The sequence below is a fragment of the Bradyrhizobium sp. USDA 3315 genome (assembly GCF_054056795.1).
In genome coordinates, this window is record NZ_JBSRYP010000001.1 from 712,917 (window position 1) to 731,813 (window position 18,897).

Annotated in this window: 14 protein-coding genes and 1 riboswitch; of the genes, 3 read left to right on the plus strand and 11 right to left on the minus strand. The window is 65.6% G+C overall.

Annotated features, from left to right (window positions below):
* The 6 genes from ACVIYL_RS03190 to ACVIYL_RS03215 all read right to left on the minus strand — a co-directional run bounded on the left by ACVIYL_RS03190 (position 1) and on the right by ACVIYL_RS03215 (position 6,593).
* Complete coding sequence (locus tag ACVIYL_RS03190; RefSeq protein ID WP_310881466.1) at positions 1 to 654, minus strand: urea amidolyase associated protein UAAP2; 654 nt, start codon at positions 652 to 654, stop codon at positions 1 to 3.
* Complete coding sequence (locus ACVIYL_RS03195) at positions 651 to 1,496, minus strand: urea amidolyase associated protein UAAP1 (RefSeq protein ID WP_456777715.1); 846 nt, start codon at positions 1,494 to 1,496, stop codon at positions 651 to 653. The genes ACVIYL_RS03190 and ACVIYL_RS03195 overlap by 4 nt, the downstream gene beginning before the upstream one ends.
* Positions 1,493 to 2,326 (minus strand): ABC transporter ATP-binding protein, encoded by an 834-nt coding sequence (locus ACVIYL_RS03200; RefSeq protein ID WP_456777716.1) that lies wholly within the window; start codon positions 2,324 to 2,326, stop codon positions 1,493 to 1,495. The genes ACVIYL_RS03195 and ACVIYL_RS03200 overlap by 4 nt, the downstream gene beginning before the upstream one ends.
* The gene (locus tag ACVIYL_RS03205) at positions 2,323 to 3,141 is read right to left on the minus strand and encodes an ABC transporter permease (protein WP_456777717.1); all 819 of its coding nucleotides are present in this window, start codon (positions 3,139 to 3,141) and stop codon (positions 2,323 to 2,325) included. Before ACVIYL_RS03205 ends, ACVIYL_RS03200 begins: the two co-directional genes overlap by 4 nt.
* Before the next feature lie 46 nt (positions 3,142 to 3,187).
* Positions 3,188 to 4,261: a putative urea ABC transporter substrate-binding protein gene (locus tag ACVIYL_RS03210; RefSeq protein ID WP_456777718.1), complete on the minus strand. Its 1,074-nt coding sequence runs from the start codon at positions 4,259 to 4,261 to the stop codon at positions 3,188 to 3,190.
* Positions 4,262 to 4,339: 78 nt separating this feature from the next.
* Positions 4,340 to 4,450: riboswitch (guanidine-I (ykkC/yxkD leader) on the minus strand.
* Positions 4,451 to 4,784: 334 nt separating this feature from the next.
* Positions 4,785 to 6,593, minus strand: a complete 1,809-nt coding sequence (locus ACVIYL_RS03215; RefSeq protein WP_456777719.1) for a peptidoglycan-binding protein — start codon at positions 6,591 to 6,593, stop codon at positions 4,785 to 4,787.
* Positions 6,594 to 6,840: 247 nt separating this feature from the next.
* Between ACVIYL_RS03215 and ACVIYL_RS03220 the strand changes: the two genes are divergently transcribed.
* A complete protein-coding gene (locus ACVIYL_RS03220) occupies positions 6,841 to 6,966 on the plus strand; it encodes a hypothetical protein (RefSeq protein WP_456777720.1) in 126 nt (41 codons plus the stop codon).
* 152 nt (positions 6,967 to 7,118) lie between these two features.
* The gene (locus ACVIYL_RS03225; protein WP_253604434.1) at positions 7,119 to 7,556 is read left to right on the plus strand and encodes a hypothetical protein; all 438 of its coding nucleotides are present in this window, start codon (positions 7,119 to 7,121) and stop codon (positions 7,554 to 7,556) included.
* A gap of 863 nt (positions 7,557 to 8,419) precedes the next feature.
* Here the strand turns inward: ACVIYL_RS03225 and ACVIYL_RS03230 are convergent.
* From ACVIYL_RS03230 to ACVIYL_RS03245, 4 genes are all read right to left on the minus strand, one after another.
* Positions 8,420 to 8,995, minus strand: coding sequence for an invasion associated locus B family protein (locus ACVIYL_RS03230; RefSeq protein ID WP_456777721.1), 576 nt, complete (start codon positions 8,993 to 8,995; stop codon positions 8,420 to 8,422).
* Entirely contained in the window at positions 8,992 to 13,191 is a 4,200-nt protein-coding gene (locus ACVIYL_RS03235) for a beta strand repeat-containing protein (RefSeq protein WP_456777722.1), read from the minus strand. The genes ACVIYL_RS03230 and ACVIYL_RS03235 overlap by 4 nt, the downstream gene beginning before the upstream one ends.
* 336 nt (positions 13,192 to 13,527) lie before the next feature.
* Complete coding sequence (locus tag ACVIYL_RS03240) at positions 13,528 to 14,580, minus strand: helix-turn-helix domain-containing protein (protein WP_456777723.1); 1,053 nt, start codon at positions 14,578 to 14,580, stop codon at positions 13,528 to 13,530.
* Between the two features lie 746 nt (positions 14,581 to 15,326).
* Positions 15,327 to 16,241 carry a LysR substrate-binding domain-containing protein gene (locus tag ACVIYL_RS03245; RefSeq protein WP_253609803.1) on the minus strand — a complete coding sequence of 305 codons (915 nt, stop codon included), beginning with the start codon at positions 16,239 to 16,241 and terminating at the stop codon, positions 15,327 to 15,329.
* A 173-nt stretch (positions 16,242 to 16,414) separates the two neighbouring features.
* On the opposite strand from ACVIYL_RS03245, the gene ACVIYL_RS03250 reads away from it, so the two are divergent.
* A complete protein-coding gene (locus tag ACVIYL_RS03250) occupies positions 16,415 to 16,927 on the plus strand; it encodes a GNAT family N-acetyltransferase (protein ID WP_456777724.1) in 513 nt (170 codons plus the stop codon).
* Between the two features lie 203 nt (positions 16,928 to 17,130).
* On the opposite strand, the gene ACVIYL_RS03255 is transcribed toward ACVIYL_RS03250, so the two are convergent.
* Positions 17,131 to 18,420 (minus strand): IS4 family transposase, encoded by a 1,290-nt coding sequence (locus tag ACVIYL_RS03255; RefSeq protein WP_225642830.1) that lies wholly within the window; start codon positions 18,418 to 18,420, stop codon positions 17,131 to 17,133.
* Between the last annotated feature and the right edge of the window lie 477 nt (positions 18,421 to 18,897).

Below are 18,897 nucleotides of genomic sequence, written 5' to 3' on the forward strand. Positions count from 1 at the left end.
TCACGCCTCCGGCTCGACGATCGCGACGTCGAAGATCGTGACCTGGACCGGCGTCGGGAAGAATCCGTTGCAGGGATTGTTGATCTGCGGACAGTTCGAGATCAGGCACAGTACGTCCATCTCGGCGACCAGCTCGATGGCGTCGCCGGGCCTGGAGACGCCGTCGACCACGGTGAAATTGCCGGCGGGATCGATCGGCACGTTCATGAAGAAGTTCAGATTCGGCACGATGTCGCGCTTCGACATGCCGTATTTCGCGGCTTCGATCACGAAATTCTCGCGGCAGGCGTGCTGATAGCGGGTCTGGTGCCCGAACCGCACGGTGTTGCTCTCACAGGAGCAGGCGCCCGCCGATGTGTCGTGCAGGCCGCAACTGTCTGCCGTCACGCGCAGCATCACGCGGCCTTCGTTGGACATGATCCTGGTGCCCAGCCCGACATAGGCCGAGCCCTGCGCGCGCAGCGTATCCTGGCCGCTGTAGCGCTCGCCGAAATCACTGGCGCAATAGAACAGCGTGTCGACCGCCTGCTGGCCATGGCTATCGGTGATCCGCAGCGTCTGCCCCTTGCGGATGATCGCCGACCACGGCTTGCGCGCGGGAATTTCGACATCGAGAACGATGCGGCCGGCGGTGCGAACAGGTTGCATGGTCATCGCACGGCTCGTTCCAGGGCTTCGCCGAGATACAGCGCATTGTTCTGATAGGCGCGGGCCGCTTCCGCGGTCGCAGTCCGGCACAGATCGTCGGCCGCCGGCGCGGCCGCGCGGTAGCGCACGATCTCCACGCTCGCCTGCGGATAGATTTTGGCGGGATCGAGCGGATGCGGGCAGTTCGACAGCGCGATCAGAAGCTCCATCTCCGCGCGCAGATCGACGAAATCGCCCTGCTGCCGCCGCTGCTCCGACCAGACAAACTTGCCGTCGGCGTCGATCGCGACCGGTGCGAAGAAGCTGACACAGGGATGGACATCGCGGCGATCCAAGCCAAGCTTGGCCGCGGCGAGAATGAAATTGTCACGTGTGTTGCGGAAATTGCCTTCGCCGTATTTGGCCAGGTTGGTCGCCGCGGTCGAGCCGCCGACCACGGCATCATGCGCGGCGCTGCTGTCCTCGGTGATGCCGAGCAGCGCGCGTCCCATGTCGGACATCAGCACCCGTCCCTTCTGCAGCCGCGCCGCCCACTGCACCTTGATGGTGTCGGCGTGGTTGAGCCGCTCGGTGGTGTCGGCATTGTTCCAGGCGAGCAGGCTGACGGTCGACGTCCCCGACGTGTTGACGATGCGCAGCGTGTCGCCGCGGTTCAGCCGCGTGGTCCAGTACCAGCCGGAGGGGATCGTCTCACGGTGAATGACCGTGTCGGCGTCGATCGGCGCGGCGTCGCGCGCAGTCGGCGCCGGCAGTGTCCGCGGCGCGTGCTCCTGTCCCGCCGCCTTCAGCTCGTTATACCGCCGGGTATGCGCCGCGATCTCGGCCTTTTGTTCCTCTGTGAGGATCATGGTTGCTCCTTCAAGACGAGAGCGCCGGGCCGTCCCGGCTGATGCTCCTTGCCTGACCGGGTCGTCCCGGTCGGAGCTGGTTGAACTGACGACCGCAACTCAGCACTGCGGCGCGGAAAGATCTCGAGGTCGCGCGACACCGTGGCGCCGTAGCGATCGCGCTCCTCCGGCCGGTTGCGCTGCCGCTCCAGCGCTATGACCCGCGTTGCGAGGCCGAAGGCTTCACTGAGGTCATGCGTCACCATCACGACGGTGAGATGGGTCTCGTTCCAGAGCCGCTTCATCAGAAGGTGAATGTCGGCACGAATACCCGGATCGAGCGCGCCGAACGGCTCGTCGAGCAGCAGGATCTTCGGACCGCGCATGATCGCCTGCGCCAGCGCGAGCCGCTGCTGCATGCCGCCCGACAAAGCGGACGGATATTTGCTCTCCTGACCGGCGAGCCCGACCTCGGCGAGCAGCTTCATCGCTTCGTCGGTGGCAGCGCGGCGCGCGGCGCCGAACAGCCGGCCGGTGAATTTGGCGTCGCGCAGTTCGCGCCCGAGCATGACGTTCTGCAGCACTGTGAGATGCGGAAACACCGAGTAGCGCTGGAACACCACGCCGCGGTCGGCGTCCGGCTCGCCGGGCAACGGCTTGCCGTCGACCAGGATTTGGCCGCGGGTCGGCTGCTCCTCGCCGAGCAACATGCGGAGCAATGTGGTCTTGCCGCAGCCGGACGGGCCGACCAGCGCGATGAAGGCGCGCGGCTCGACCTCCATCGTGATGCGCTCGAGCACGATGTGGTCGCCATATTCCTTCCAGACGTCTTCGAAGCGGATCGCGCTCATTCCGCCCTCACCGACGCAAACCAGGGAAACAGTTTTCGCTGCGTGACGCGCAGGCCGACATCGATCAGGAACGCCAGCAGTGTGATCCAGGCGACGTAGGGGATGATGACGTCCATCGCGAGATAGCGGCGCACCAGGAAGATCCGGTAGCCGAGCCCGGAATCGGAGGCGATCGCCTCCGCCGCGATCAGGAACAACCACGCCGGCCCGAGCTGCAGGCGCAGCACGTCGATCAGCCGCGGCAGGGTTTGCGGCATCGCGACGCGCAGCGCGATCTGCCAGGTCGAGGCGCCGAGCGTCTGCGCCTTGACGATCTGCTCGCGCGGCAACTCCTGCACCTTCATGGCGAGGTCGCGGATCATGCAGGGCAGCGTCCCGATCACGATCAGCGCGATCTTGGAATTCTCACCCAATCCCATCACGATGAACAGGATCGGGAGCAATGCCAGTGGCGGCACCATCGACGTGACGGACACGAACGGCCCGAGCAGGGCGTTGGCGCCCGGCAACAGCCCGATCACGATCCCGAGCACCAGCGCCGCCACCGTCGAGATCGCCAGCGCCGAGCCGAGCCGCCCCAGGCTGGCGACGGTGTCGGAGGCCATCAGATAGCCGCCGGTACGCGGGTCGACCTCGAACGCCATCTGCTTGACGGCCTGCACCATGCTCGGCAGCGCCGGCAACAGCTTGTCATTCGCGTTCTGCGCGAGCCGCGCGCTGGAGCCGGCGAAGTAGGCGATTGCGACCAATACGAACGGCAGCGCGAGCAGATAGAACCGCGTCTGCCGTCCCGGCCGTATGTTCACAAGTCGCATGGTCAGCTCCTGCTTGGGGCGACGCGCTGCGCGTCCGAGCTTGGCGTCAGAGCTTGCCCTTGGCGGCCTCGTCCATGTAGGTCGGGTCGAAGCGCAGCTTGACGTTCGACTTGTCGCCGAGCACCGACTTGTCGGCGAGCTCGATGCCGACCGCGTCGGCCGACTTCGCGCCCTTGCCGAGCAGGTCCTTCTCGAACAGGAATTTGCGCACGCGATCCATGGTCACGCCGACGGTCTGGCTGCGCGTGAAGGCTTCGGCATCGGTTGCCTTGTCGAACAGTTTTGTGGTCGAGAGCTGGCTGTCGAAGCCGGCGAGGTCGGTGCCGGAGGCCTTGGCCATCGCCTCCTTGGCGGCCTTCGCCGCGGCATCGTTCGCCGTCATTTTGGACAGCGTCTCGTACCAGATGCCGACCAGCGCCTTGGCGAAATCCGGATTGTCCTTGGCGACTGCGGTGTTCACCACCATCAGGTCCATGATCTCGCCGGGGATCTGCGAGGAATCGAACACCTTCTTCGCGTCGGGCGAGCCGAGGATTTCCGTCACGATCGGATTCCAGGTCACCACCGCGCTGACGTCAGGCGTCTTGTAGGCGGCCGCGATATCGGCGTCGGAGGTGTTGATGACCTTGACGTCCTTCTCGCTCAGCTTGCTGGTCTCGAGCGCGCGCGCCAGCAGATAATGCGACACCGAGAACTCGACCAGGTTGACGGTCTGGCCCTTGATCGCGGCGAGGTCGCTCTTGTTCTTCAGGATCACCGCGTCGTTGCCGTTGGAGAAATCGCCCATCACGACCGCGGTGGTGTCGACGCCGCCGGCTGCCGGAATCGAGAGTGCGTCCATGTTGGTGATGGTGACGGCGTCATAGCCGCCGGCGGTGTACTGGTTGATCGATTCAACGTAGTCGTTGAACTGCTTGACCTCGATCGCGATGCCGTATTTGTCGGCCCATTTCTTGACGATGCCGGTGTCGGCCGCATAGCCCCACGGCATCCACCCGACATAGATCGACCAGGCGACCTTGAAGCTTTTCTTCGGCGCGGCGTCGGCCGTAGGCGCAACCGCCAGCACGACCGCGCAGCCGATGACAACAGAGCGAAGGAAGAAAACGAATTTGTTCATTGCCGATCCCTCTTGCGAAATTTCACAAAAAGGGACTGGCGAAAAGACCATCGCTCCGCCAATCCCTTGGCTGACGAGGTCTCCCGGGCTTTTATCCCGCCGTGCACCTGCGGGGATGTCTCCCCCGCAAGCGGCTGCTCTCGGACCAGCACCTTGCTTCGCAAGATCGGAACCCTAGCGGCCAACTCGACGCCATTGATGCACGAGGCGTGCCAGCGGTCCGGCAATTGAATCTCATGAGATTTTTCCGCGCGCGCGGCGCGGCCACGACAGTGTCTTGCTTAAAGATTGCGCAGACCTGCTCAGAATTGGCTCTGTCCTTTCGCGACCGGCATCAGCAGGATCGCGCGATGGTTGATGTCGAGGGGAGTTCGATGCGCAAGCTTCTGAGCGTTCTGTGCGCCGGCCTCTGGCGCGGATTGCACGGCCGGTTCGGCCTGGTGCCGAATTGCGAACTAAAAGACTGATCGCAAGATCGCAAAAAAAGAGCCCCGCTCTGCAGCGGGGCTCCTGCACAGAGATCCTATTTCCGATCGGAGTTTTGCGCCGGCGTCTGCGGGCTCTGGCCTGAGCCTGACGACGGCGGGTTGTTGTTCTGGTTGGGCTGGCTGGACTGCGTGTCCCGGCCGGCATTTGACTGATTGCCGTTGCCCTGACCGACGGTCGACTGGTTCTGCGGTGCAGCCTGGCCCGTCGTATTCTGCTGCGGAGCCTGCTGCTGAGCGGACGGCTGATTTCCGCTCTGGCCGGTTGTCGACTGGTTCTGCGGCGAGTTCGCCTGACCCGTGGTCTGCCCGGTCGTGTTCTGCTGGGCAGGCTGCTGAGTGCCGGTCTGGCCGGTCGACTGGTTCTGCGGCGCGTTGGTCTGACCGGTCGTCTGTCCAGTCGTGTTCTGCTGGGTGCGGCTCTGGCCGACCGTCGACGATGCGCCCGCGCCCTGACCGATTCTGTCGGACAGGCCGAGTGCGGTCACCGTGCGCGTGTCGACGCTGCCGCTGGTCGTGATGCCTTCCTGACGCTGGAAGGTGATCAGCGCCTCGCGGGTCCGCGATCCCAATACGCCGTCGGCCTCGCCGACCAGCAGGCCGCGGTCGATCAGCACCTGCTGCACCTCGCGGATCTGCTGCGGGTTCAGGTCCATCATCGCAACGCTAGCGCCACCACCGCCGCCGCGATGGCTGAAGCGCGTCCGCGGTCCGACCGGGACCACGTCGACGACGCGGCGCTCGCGATCGAGGAACACGACTTCATCCTCGACGACGAAGAAACTATCGTCGCGATAATACGGGAACGCATCGATCAGCGCCGGGAAGGTTGCGACCGACACCGCGTTGAACCTCCGCGGCACCACCACGCCCGGATTGACCGCGAAGTTGATCGTACTGACATTGACGCGCGGTGCGTTACGCGCCGACAGCACCGAGCGCTGGATCGTGCTCTGCTGCTGCGCGGTCACGGTGCGCCCAGCCTCGGTCTGGACCGTGGCGTTCGACTGGGCCTGGGTCTGAGCGGTTGTCCCGGTTTGTCCCTGGGCCTGACCGGTGGTCTGTCCGGAGTTCATCCGGTTTTGCGTCGTGCCGGACTGCGGAGCGGCCGCGCCCGTGGTCTGGCCGGCTCGCGTATTCGGGGCCGCCGTTGTGCCCTGGCCGGTGGTCGTGTTGGCGCCCTTTGCCTGGTCCGTGGTCGTGCTCTGGCCGGTCGTCGTGCCCGCCTTGCCTTGAGTCTGGCCTTGAGCCTTGTCCTGAGCCGTCCCCTGACCGGTCGTGGTGCCCTGGCTGCGGTTCGCAGTATTGGCGCGATTCTCCTGCTGCTGCTGGCTTTGCCGCGTCGTGGCGTTGCCGCGTTCGCGGGATTCAGATCGGCCCATCTGCTCGCGCTGGTTTCGGCTCTGGCCGACGGTCTGCTCTTGCTTGCTCTGGTCTTGCTTGCTCTGGCTGCGCTGACCCTGCTCGGCGCGGCCGCTCTCGCGGGCCTGGCCGGTGGTCTGGCTGCGCTCGGCCGCACCGCGGCCCATCTGTCCTTCAGCCCTGCCGCTCTCTCGTGCGCCCTGGCTTTCTCGTGCGCCACCCTGGCCGCGACCGGCCGTCATGCCTTCGCTTCGCCCTTCGCTTCGCGATGCCCCGGGACTGCCATGCATTGCGCCGCCGGAACTGCCGGCCGGCGAGCCTGCGGAGCGGCCGTGTTCGCTACCGCCACCGCCCGCGCCGACGCTTCCGCCACCACCCATGCCGCCCCCGCCCTCGCGCATGCTCTGCGCCGAAGCGAGACTGACGCCGGCCAACAGCACGGCCGTCGTCAGCAGAAACTTGCTCTTCATCATCTTACTCTGCATTACCGATTCCTCCTGCAGTCTAGCGGCTGGCCGGATTGCGAAGCTTGGCGCCAAATGGCTGGCGCGCTCCGCGCCGTGGCCGCGTTCCAACAAAGCCGGCGAGCGACACGACGCGGCGGCGCGCGCGACTCACCGGTGAACCTGCCTTGTGAGGAAACAGCGTCGCCGCCCGCACCGTTCCTAGATGCCGGCGCGACGCGACATTTCGCACCAAGGGAACTGCCGAGCGATCAAGCTGCAGGAACCGATGGCCGCGCTTTCCCGTTTTGAAATCAAGCGTGGTTTCGCCGTCACGTCGATGTTCAGCGCGTTCCCGCGGATCATCATTCGCTGCGACCGGCGGAGGATCGGAACCGGTTCCGTTCGCCCTTGAACATTTGATTCCCCGTCAACGGCGGCACCACTGCGCCCACCTCGCCGCCAGGCTTGTTGCAGGCCCAGGTTCATTGCAGGCGCGCGGCCATTCGCAACCAATGCCCCCCTGCCCCGTTGACCGGCTGGGCAACTATCATCGAGGAGGATCCCATGAGGAAGACAGGCCTTGTTCTTGCAACCGTCGGTGCGCTTGGGGTGAGCGCCATCGCAGCCCCGGCGCCCGCCGAAGCACGGTGGGGACACGGCGGGTGGGGTGCCGCGCTCGCAGGCGGATTGATTGCCGGCGCAGTCGTCGGCGGCCTCGCCTCGTCAGCCTATGGCTATCCCGGCTATTCCTATGGTTACGGCTACCCCGGCTACGGCTACGGTTACGGCTATTCGCCCGCCTATTACGGGTACGGCAGCTACGCCTATGACGACGGCTATTACGCTGCGCCGTATCGTTGGGGCGGCGGTTACACCACGACATATTATAGCGGATACCGGCCGGCCTATTACGGCTACCGCTATCGTCACGTGGTGCGGCCGGCATACGCCTATTATCGCGGCGGCTATCCGCGCTGGCATCATCGCTGGCGTCATTGGTGAGATCGGCCAGAGCAACCCGGCGCGGCCAGCCGAGCTGACTGGCGCCGGCAAGAGGCCGACAAGGGTCGACCGGGTTGAGCGGCAGCGTTACCCGGCGACCCGCAGCGCGAGTCACCGCGACGCAGGCGTTGCCTAACGGAATCAGCACCACCTGCGCGCCGTTCGGCAGCGCCATCGTCGCGAGATCACCGAGCGCGCCGGTCTGTCCGTTGAGCTTGGCGAGTTCGGCGGCAACCGTCGAACAGCTCTCCGTCCGCGGCGTCACCCGCACCAGATTGCCTTCGCAGGACGATCCAACCGGCGCGGCAAACACGATACCGGCGGCCTGCTGATTGGCGGCGGGGGTGGCTTGGCTGGCCTGGTTAGGTGCGAGCGCGACCAGCGACTGCACCGAATGCGAATTGCCGGCCTTGGCGTCCCACTGCGACTGCGCGGTGTAGCTGGAGTTCATCGCGAGGCCGCGGCCGAGCGTCCCGAACAGATTGGCGCAGGTCACGATGTTGCCCTGCCGCGCGTGCTCGTCGAACACGGTCGGTTGCTGGCCCGCCTGCTGCGGCGGAACGGATGCCGCGGCAGACGGCGGCGTCGGCGCTTCCTGCGGACGCTGCTTGTGCGGCTGCGGCTTCGCGGCGACGGCGGGCTTTTTGGCCGGCGCGGGCGTCGCCGGCTGCAGCGGCATCGGCTGCGACTGGGCCGGCTGCATCTGCTGGGCATAGCCCACGACGCCGGCCGCACTGAGCGCCGCCACGACGACCGCCGTGAAAATCAGGATGGGGGTCTTCAGTCGCATCGGCGTATTCATCCTCTCGTCCCGCACTCCGATGCGTCGCTCCGGCTTCCGGATCCGCATGCAGCCTGTCGTCTCATTTCAGCTTCGCGAGCACGCCGGACAGTCCGTCCAGCGGCGCCTCCAGCACGATCGGCCCTTGCGGCAGCTGATAGGACACGCGGCACGGCGTCGCCGCGCGGATGTGCCGCCTCAGCACGTTGCCGATCGCGACCGTGGCGAAGCAGAAACTGGCATCGCAGCGATCGGTCTGCGTGACGATGCGGTCCGGACTGTCGCCCAGCGCGAGCTCGATCTGCGCACCGACCCCGGCGGCCGCGGGTATCCGCATCGCCATCAGCGGTTTGCCGTCGGCGGTCGCGATCAGCGACCAGTTGAAGGCGACCGCGCCCTGCGCGTTGACGATCGATTGCGTGACGTTGCAGACGCGGCGCTTCGATTTGAGACTCTCGTCGCAAATCAGGGTCCAGTTCCTGAACGGCTGGATCATCCGTCTGAACTCGCCGAGCGTCTCGCCCTCCGGCACCACGACGTCCGACGGCTTCACGGCGTAGGCGGCAGGCGGCGCGCCCTGCGCGGCGGCGCTCGCCGCCGCCCCGAGCCAGATCATCAAAGCCAGACACGCCAGCCGCCTCGTCGACGTCAGGGTCAATTGAGCGTCAGGCTCACGCCGGCGCTGACGCCCCAGTCGCCGCCGGCGGTGGTTGCCGCCGCGTTGGTGCGCAGCTTGCCGTTCTCGCTGGTGTAGCCGATGCCGAAGGCGAGCGCGCCCTGGCTGCGCCAGACGCCGCCGCCCGCCGAGGCGCTCACCTTGCCGGGCCGGTCGTCATAGCGCAGCGATGCGGCGGCCATGCCGATCGCGGCCGCCCGCCAGGCGTCCTGCCGCACCTCGCCGATCTGGCCGTTGAGCTGCTGGAACGCGCTGTTGAGCTGATTGACGTTGACCGCATCGGTGCCGAGGACGCCGGGCGCCACGTTGCTGATGGTCACTGGCGCGCCGTTGCCGCTGTTCAGCGTCAGCTTGTTGGTGGTGTTGCCGGAACCGTCGGTATCGTAGCGGATCGAGCTCGACGCAACCGCCTGGAGCTGGCTGACATTGACCGCATCGGTCGCCGCCGAGCCCGCGGCAACGTTGGTGACGCGGCGTTCGGCGCCGGACGAGCCGACCGACACTTCGCCGGTCGCAACCCCTGCGACACTCTTACCGACCACAGGCGTATAGGCCGCGTCGCTCAGATTGGCCGTGGTGGTGGCGTTGGCACCGAGCGCCAGCGAGTTGGCCGCCGTCGCCTTGGCGCCGGCACCGATCGCGACCGAATTGTCGGCCGATGCGGCCGAGCCGTTGCCCATCGAGATCGCATTGGCGCCGCTCGCGACCGACTGCGGCCCGATCGCGACGCTCTCCGCGCCGGTCGCGATGGAATCCGCCGCGGTCGAATTGGCGTGGAAATATTTCACGCCGCCACCGCCGGTCGAGATGTTGCTCACCGTGGTGTAGAGAGCGGCGAGCGAGGTGTTGGTGGCCCAGAGCTGCGAGCCATTGATCGCGTCGGTCGAGGTCTGGGTGATCTGGCCCGCGGCCACGTTGGTGATGGTGCGCTCCGCACCGGCGCTGCCGACACTGACGGTCGAGGTCGGCGTCGTGCCGGCGAAGTTGTAGGTGGTGCCGCCGATCGAGGTGCTCGAAGTCGCGACCACAGTGGAGGTGGTCGAATTGGCGCCGAGCGCGACGTCGCCGGCCTGCGCCGTCGCCTTGGCGTTCGGACCGAGCGCGACGCTGGTCGGGTTGGTGGTCTGGGATCCGGCGCCGATCGACACCGACTGGACGCCGCTCGCCTGGGCATTGGTGCCGAACGCGATCGAATCGGCGAAGTTGGACACCGAATTCTGGCCGATCGCGATGCCGCCGGGCGCGGTCTGCGCCACGGTTGCGCCGAAGCCCATGCCGATGCCGTTGTCGCCATTGACCACGGTCGCAGGGCCCACCGCGACCGAATTGTTGCCGACCGCAAGCGAGTCGGCGAGCGTCGAGTTGGCGTGGAAGTACTTCGTCGTCGTGGTCGCGAACGACGTCAGCGCACCGGTCAGCTGCCGCACGGTGACGGCGTCGCTGTCCTGGGTGCCGTCGGCCACGTTGGTGATCTGCCGGTAGCTCGTCGCGTTGCCGACCGACACCGCGCCGAGCAGCGCGAGATCGGTGGTGTTGTAGGGGATGATGGTGCCGCCGATCGTGCCGGAAGCCGGCGCGAGCGCGCGGTTGGAAATCGACCCCGAGCCGATCGCGACGCCGCCATCCACCGTCGCCCGGGTGTTGAAGCCGAGCGCGGTGGAGTTCGTCGCGGTCGCTGAGGCGGCAACGCCGGCCGCCATCGAGTTCACGCCGGTCGCGCCGTTGTTGTTGTAGTTGGCCTGCTGGGTGCCGCCGTCGTTGACGCCATAATAATGCGTCAGGCCGTTGCTGACGACGGTCGACAGGCTGTCGATCGCGGACGTCGCGGCAAACAGCTGCGAGCCGTTGATCGCATCGGTCGAGCCGTTGCTGACCCGTCCCGCCGCGACGTTGGTGATGGTGCGCTCATTGCCGACCGAGCCGACGCTGACCGTCGAGGTCGGGGTGGTGCCGGCGAAGCTGTAGGTGTTGCCGCCGATGACGATGCTGGCAGTTTGAACCGCCGCACTGGTCTGGCTGCCCGAGCCGAGCGCGATGTCGTTGGCGTTCGCGGCGTTGGCGCCGTTGCCGATCGACACCGAGCCGCTGCCGGTCGCGGTCGACACCGGTCCGATCGCAACCGAGTCGGTCCCCGCCGCGGAGGAATCCGCCAGCGTCGAATTGGCGTGGAAATATTTGATGCCGCCGCCGGTGTTGATGTTGTTGACGGTGGTGGCGAGGCCGTCAACCGCCTGGTTGGTGGCCCAGAGCTGCGATCCGTTGATCGCATCCGTCGAAGAGTTGCTGATGCGGCCCGCCGCGACATTGGTAATGGTGCGCTCCGCGCCGACCGTACCGACGCTGACGGTCGAGACCGCTGTCGTTCCGGCGAAGCTGTAGGTGGTGCCGTTGATCACCGTGTTCGGCGTGTTGACGGCGGCAGCGGTGACGCTGCCGGAGCCGAGCGCGACATCGCCGGAGCTTGCCGCCGCCGTGGCGCCGTTGCCCAGCGCGATATTGCCGGCAAGTCCGGCGGCGCCAGCCGTCGAGCCATTGCCGAGCGCCACGGAGCCCTGCCCGATCGCCTTGTTGTTGTTGCCGATCGCGACGGCGCCGTTGGCCTGGTTGGCGGCGGTGGCGCTGGCCGTGCCGTCACTGTTGGCGATGTTGTTGGCGCCGCCGGTGAAGGCGCCGGTGCCGCTGGCATAGCTGGGATCGCCGATCGCCACGGCGCCGTTGCCAAAGGCGGTGTTGTTCGCGCCGATCGAAACGGCCTGCCCGCCGGAGGCCGTCGCATTGGTGCCCACGGCGACAGCATTGGCGGCACTGGCCGCCGCATTGTTGCCAACGGCGATTGCGCTCGTGGCCGATGCTTTGGCGCCGATGCCGAGTGCGGTACTGGCGATTCCGCTGGCGCTGGCGCTGACGCCGGCCGCGAGCGAATTGTCTCCCGTCGCGTGCGCTCCAGACCCGAACGAGGAAGAGTTTTGGCCGCTGGCAACGGCCGTGTTGCCAATCGCAGTGCTGGCGGCGGCACTCGCATTTGAGGCAGTGCCGATCGCCAGCGAACTTGTGCCGGCGGCACTGGCCCCAACACCGGTTGCGATCGAACTGATGCCGGCGGATGCCGCATTGTTGCCGATCGCGATGCCGCCGGTCGCGGCGTTGGCGACGATTGCGCCCGATCCGATCGCAACCGAACCACCCGTGCTCAGCGCTTGCGCCTGATTGCCCACAGCCACGGCAAAATCTGCGGCTGCGTTGCTGGAGCTGCCTCCGGCGAATGAGTTGATCCCCGACGCGGTCGCCTGCTTGCCAAGAGCAGTCGCGCTGTCCGCCGAGGCAACGGATGCCCAGCCTCCGGCCCACGAATAGTTGGCGCTCGCCAAGGAGCTGACGCCGACCGCGGTGGCATTGCCCCCGGTGGCGCTGGCGAATGTGCCCAGGGCGCTCGTGCCGGCGCCGGTGGCATTGGCTTGAACACCGAGCGCGACCGAATTGACGCCGCTCGAGACCGTGCCCTGGCCCAGCGCCATTGCACCGCCAGTGCCTGTTGCCTTCGCGTTCAGGCCAAGCGCCACCGAGTACTGTGCAGACGCAACGGATGAACGTCCAACCGCAATGGCGTCGACCTGGGATGCTGTCACATCCGTGCCGATGCCGATGGCGCTCGTAGCGAGCGCGCCGGTTCCCGCGGCCGTACGCGACCCGAGATAGAGAGAGTTTAGCTGTGAAGCGATCGACTGAAAACCGATCGCGATGGCGTTCTGGGCGCCGGCGCTGGTGCCGGTGCCTTGGGCAACTGCATCCAGCCCGGCTGCGTTTGCTCCACTCCCGATCGCGATGGCGCGCAGGCCGCTGGCCGACGAATTGGTGTCGATCGCCACGGAATCGGTGCCGGTCGCAGTTCCACCACCAAGCTGTACGCTTCCGGCGCTCGCGGCCGAGGCGGTTACTACGACGACAGCAAATGCACCAAGCGTCACGGCAACGGCCGACGCTCGCCCGCCGCCGCCGAGCGCACCAAGTCCCAGCCGATCGCGCTTCACACCCAAAACCCGGTGCGCCAACCGCAACACCGCCAGCAACCGCCGCCGCAGCGAACGGCTGCCCGCATCGCCCGTTGCGACCCAGCTCCGGACGAAGCCGGCGCGGCCCTGACGCGTCAGCGATTCGGTTGAATTGCGTGCGATGGCCATGGTGCGTCCCCTTTGCGACATCTTGAAAAGACGTCGGGGGAGCCATGCCGCGGACTGTACCGACATGCGCGTCCCTTGGGAGCGCATGTGGAGATGTGAAGACCGCGCGACGTGCGCTCGCCTTCCGGTCCTGGCCGATGATGTGTCGAACTCAACGAGCGCATCTTGCCACCCAGCGCTCGCTCGACTGCCCCACCAATTTGCCCCGAGTCGTCATAAACAAAAATGATAGACACATATTTGGCAACGTCACTCAGCAGGCCGTCCAAATAACACGCAGATCGTCTCACAAGTTGAAGGATTTGCTCGATGCACCATGAGTTGTTTGTGCGCATCTCAACCGGTGGTTGATCGACGGCGCATGCGTTCGCGCATCTCGCGCGGGCTGACGCCGAATTCGCGGCGGAAGGCGCGGGTGAAATCGGACGCCAGCTTGAAGCCGTGGCGATAGGCGATCTCCTGCACCTGCCTGTCGGCGGACGAGACGAGTTCTGCATGTGCCGCGCGCAGCCGCTTGCGCAGGATGTAGCCGGCAACGCCCCCGACGCTCTCGAATGCACGGTAGAGGGCAGAACGCGAGATCCGCAATTGCTGCGCGATGCGGTCCGGCGTCAGGTCGAAGTCGGCGAGATGCGACTCTATATAAAGACGCGCCCGCTCGAACAGCACGGACTCGATCGCGCCGCGTGCCTGCTCCAGCCGATCCGAGGAGAGCTGGATGCACGCGGCGATCATCTGCGCGGTCGCCCGCCCCGCCTGCCTCAACTCCTCCGCGGACATCAGGGTGATGCGCGTTTCGACTCGGTCGAGATAATCGGCCAACAATTCGATCAGATTACCTTCGAGTAGAATATTGCAGACAGCGTCGAGCTGATCGGCCACACCGGCGAACGACTGGCGCGGCAAGCCCAGCACCAGGCCGTCATAGTCCGTGATGCTGCCGCGGAAATCCTCATCGAGCGAGATCAGGAACATGGCGCCCGGCCCGGCGTGAATCCGCCGCTCTGCGGTCTCGAAGCGGGCTTCGCCGGAGCGCACCCGGTACAGCCACCAGATATCGACGGGCGCGCCATGCGACGGTCTGATGACGCGGGCGAATGATTGCGCGGCGAATCGCCCCGACGTGAAGACGACATCGGCCATGTTGCAGGTCAGGTACTCCACCAGGAACCCGTGCGCAGGGCTATGACCTTCCGGTGGCGTAACGTCGACCAGCGAAGCCATCCGCGTTTTCCAGACCTCGAACTGCTCCGAGGGCGGATAGTGTCGTGTCGAGAACCGCCGCGGCGGCGCGGGGGTTAGATCCCTGATGTTCCGCGGCTCGCGCGGCAAAGGAACGTGTTCCAGGAGCTGCGCTGCGCGTGCCGGCGTCTTGTCGTCTTCTTGCATGTACTTTCGTGCCCCGTTGGCGCGAACGACGAACGTTGGCTCAACGGAGGCGCATTCCCAAGGTTGCGTCGCCGGCCGCTCACAGACCGGCGAATTTCGGGGAGACAAGGAAGAGGCAATTCGGGATTCGGACATCGACGGCTTACGCCGGCCGCTCCTGATAGGGTTGACGCAGGTTCCTCTGGCAGTCGTGCTCGCACATGGCGTTCATCATTGTCGCGTCATTGCCGTGTCCGGCTCGGATGCTCCGTCACGGATCGGCTTGACTGATCTAGAGAACAATCTGCGCGAGAACCAGAGGGGCGGCAACGCGCGTCGTGCAGAAATCCAAAATTGCGTTCATGCGATGCGATCGGGCAACGCATCATCGCGGAGTCTTCGGAAAATTTTCTCGATCTCCGCGCCTGGACGAAACGCATGTCGCTGCAAAGGCGCGACCTAAGCACGGTAGATGACATATCGAGAATCCCACGCATGGCCGCATTGCGAGCGCTCTTGCCCAATCATGCGGCAATCCACCGCGTGCGACGTGAATGCATTCGTACGAATCGAACACGCGCGAGGCGTACATGCGCGCGCACGCTGCGGCATTCACATATGAGCGTCGAGATGACGAAAGTCACGACTGCCCGACGAATTTTTTCGGCGAGCACAGCGCGCCGAGCAAGCGAAGCGCCGCAGGCGGCTCGCGCCGTCCCGCGAGGTCATGCCGCGCGCGATGCGAGAGAAAACCCTGCCGCTGCTGCTCAAGCCTGCACGCGCGCGGATTTCCTGTACTGCGCGGTTTCAGCGCGCAGCAGATCGCAGAATTGAAGTGCGAGACGGCTTCGCGGTCGCTGCGAAGGAAGCAGCAACATGGTGGCGATCTCCAGCCGCGGCACGAACGGCTTGAGGACGATTCTGGAGCTTGCAAAATCCCGGGCCACGATCGGGTCGACGATCGAGAAACCCAGTCCCTGCGCAACCAGGGCACAACGCTGCATGCTGTACTGGATCTCCGCGACCGTCTTGATCTCAACCTTGGCCTCATCGAGGATGCGTTCAAAGCGGGATCGATGCGGTGCGCTCGGGGAAGCTGCGATCATGGGCTCCCCCCGCAGGTCTTGCGCTGAGATCGATCGCTTCGAGCGCAACCGGTGCTGGCGGGGCAGGACGCAGACCGCCTCCGTTGTCATGAGGAGCTCGTCGTCGACCGCGGCAAACCCCGCCTGCGGCCGCGCCAGCCCGACGTCGCATTGTCCCGAGGCCACCAGGCTCCAGACGCGCTCGGGGCTGTGGACGGCCACGGATACGACGATGTCGGGATTCTTCCTCAGGAAGCTGCTGACGATCTGCGGCATCAACGAATAGGTGAACGCCGGAAGACATGCGATCCTGAGCGTCCCGCTGCCACGCTCGCGAATGCCGCGCGCGGCGCGCGCCAGATATTCGAGGCCGGCCTGGCTTCTCTCGACCTCGCGCAGGAATATCTCGCCTTCCGGCGTCAGCGTGACGCCGCCTCGCCCGCGTTCGAACAACGCAAAGCCGATCTCGCGCTCGAGACGTGCGATCGCGCGGCTGATGAAAGGCTGCCCCACCCGAAGGCTCAAGGCGGCCTTGGTGATTCCGTTGTGGCGCACGACCTCTCGAAACAGGTCAACATGTCTTGGATTCAGGGGCATGACCAATTTGCATATGAACTGGCGTTCCGGTCATTTGACGGCATGCGCATCGGGTGCGTCAATACGGCATGTACCCGTCGAGCAACCATGCAAGCTTCGCCACCGACCGCATCCTGTTGACCAGGATCACCGGCCCGGAGACTTCGCGCGCGCAGCAGCTTCGCGAGGCAGCCATGCTGCGGCGGCTCGATCGCGGGACATCTGACCGGCCGAATACCGCGCGCCCGGCGACGGCATGGGACCAGGTCGACACCGCGGCCGCGTTCGCAATCGAGGCCGCTGGATCGGGAGACCTTCTCGGCGTTTCCGGGTTCGGCGCGATCGACCGGCACGAGAAGCGGGCGACCTTCGCTCCGATCTGGACCGTCGGACGACTGGACGAGGCCGTGCTCGTCAGTCACGTTGCACATCTGATGACGCGGTATGCGTTCGAGGTGCTCGTCGTCGAGCGGGCCGAGGTGCATCTGGACTGGCGCCGGAGGGATATGCTTGATCTCTACGCCAACCTCGGCTTCCGCTGCGAAGGCAGACTTCGCGCATATTTCGCAGCCGATGAAGAGCCGTCCGCCGATGCTGCGGTCCTCAGCGTGGTTCGCTCCGAATGGCCCTCCGTTGTGCGTCGGCAGCGCGGGGTTCTCGCTGGCGAAACGTGGCGCTACCAGCTTCCGTCCGACCGCCCTCCATAGCGGCGACAAACTCACACCTGGTGGTCGGTGTCCTCCGGTAATGATGGCGCGAGAATGCGAAGGCATGACCGACAGCGCAACACACTCGGTGTCGTCCCTGCGAAGGCAGGGACCATAACCACGAATGCTGATTGTTGGGCATCGTTGGAACGACGAGTCCCGCCGACAACGTCCGCCGCGGCGTATGGATCCCTGCTTTCGCACTAGGGCATGCACACATTTCTGAGGCTCCATCCGAGAGCGACGGCGCGGAAGTAATCGAGACCGTTTTTGAAGGTGATGGGGCCTGGTGGCTTGGAGGACGGATAGCCGTCCCATCCTCCAATGCGGCCGATAATCCAGGCCGCCCAGGCAAGACGATCGGACGGATGCGGGTTCTTCAGTCGTCTGTTCCTGGCTTCAAGCTGCTGATTGAGGGCGGTCAACGCATCGATCTCGCTGGGATTGAAGGCAACGTGAAGCGACTGCTGGCTCCCGTTGCGCGCTTGCAGGAGCTGGATGGTGATGATCGCGGCCTTGGCAGCGATGGCAACCAATTTGAGAAGCCGGCCGGCGGTGCCGATCTGGCTATCCTCGAGCTTGAAGCCCTGCGTCTTGAGGACGCGGAAGAACTGCTCGATGATCCAGCGCTGCTTGTACCAGGCGACGATGCGCCAGGCATCGTCTGAACTGGTGACCTCGTGAGAGGTGAGAAGACGCCAGTGCAACGGCTCGACGTTGGGATCGGCATTGATCTCGCGGACGTCAACGATGGCCAGATGCAGGCTTTTCGGCAAATGGCGCAGGAACTTGCTTTGCGGCCGGGCCAGCTCGATTGCGCCGAAGCGAAGTTCGAGGTCCATCGGACGTGCAGGCCGCCCCGCACGCGCAGGCAACTCGATGATGCGACGCTCTACCGCCGTCATGGCGTCGATCGCCGCATACAAACCCGTCGTGTCGGCCAGCTTGCGATCATGCATGCTGCGGGCGATCACGCGGTAGTCTTGCTCGGCTGCGCTGGCATAAAGAGCAAAGATGTCGCTCTCGCGGTCACCAAGCAGGGTCACCATTGCAGCACCGGTAAGCAGCGGCTTGGCCGCAAGGGCGGTGGCAATCCAGCGCTGCGATTCCTTGTCCGACAGGTCGCGGCTGTCATGCGAGACGCTCCGAGGGCCTTCACGCGTCCACACCTCGCCGCTCAAAAGTCCCAGGCAGGTGCCATTGTCCGCATCCACCGCCAGCATCGGGTGCAGCAGCACGCCGTGGTGATTGCCCTTGCCGATCTCCCCGAGCCCGCGCCGGCGTTGCGGCGTGGTGTTGAAGTGGATCTCGCTGGTGTCCTGGATCGCCAAAACATGGCGGCCTGTAACCGCCGCAGCCGTGCTTTCGCTCCAGCTTTCGATGATGCGCTCCTTCGTCACCTTGGAGTTACCGAGAAAGCGGTTGAACCGCACCTCCAGCGCGCGGTCTCCCTTGGAAAGCCGCCGAAGGCATACATCCTTGCCCGCGACCATGCGTCCGATGAGCGCCGCCCCCCTTTATCGAGACGACCATCCTCGAACCGGCCCAACGTCCAGTCAATCCGCGACAACATGCTGGCACCTCCGCCCAAGCCGAAGTGCCGTAATAGAAGTCACCGAGACCCCCGATTCTGGAATCCCCAATCTCTGACCCGAGTCAATCCGTCGCACCAGATGTGTGCATCCCCTAGTGCTTTCGCAGGGACGACGCCTGGAGGGAGCCGCGGCCCCTCGGTTCAAGCACTGTTGTTTCTGGAATACCGGATCACCTGCATGCACGCATGATGACACCGAGAGCTTGGCTGTTTGACTGGTTGAATCAGAAGTCGCCGCCACGTCATTCCAAAGCGTGGCTTGCCGAGCCGAAGCTCGCGGCCGCAGGCCCGCCTCCGCCCGTTGGGCTTCGGCGCGGCATCCTTCTCTCGCTTCGCGAGCGAAGGATGGTGGGTGCGACAGGGATCGAACCTGTGA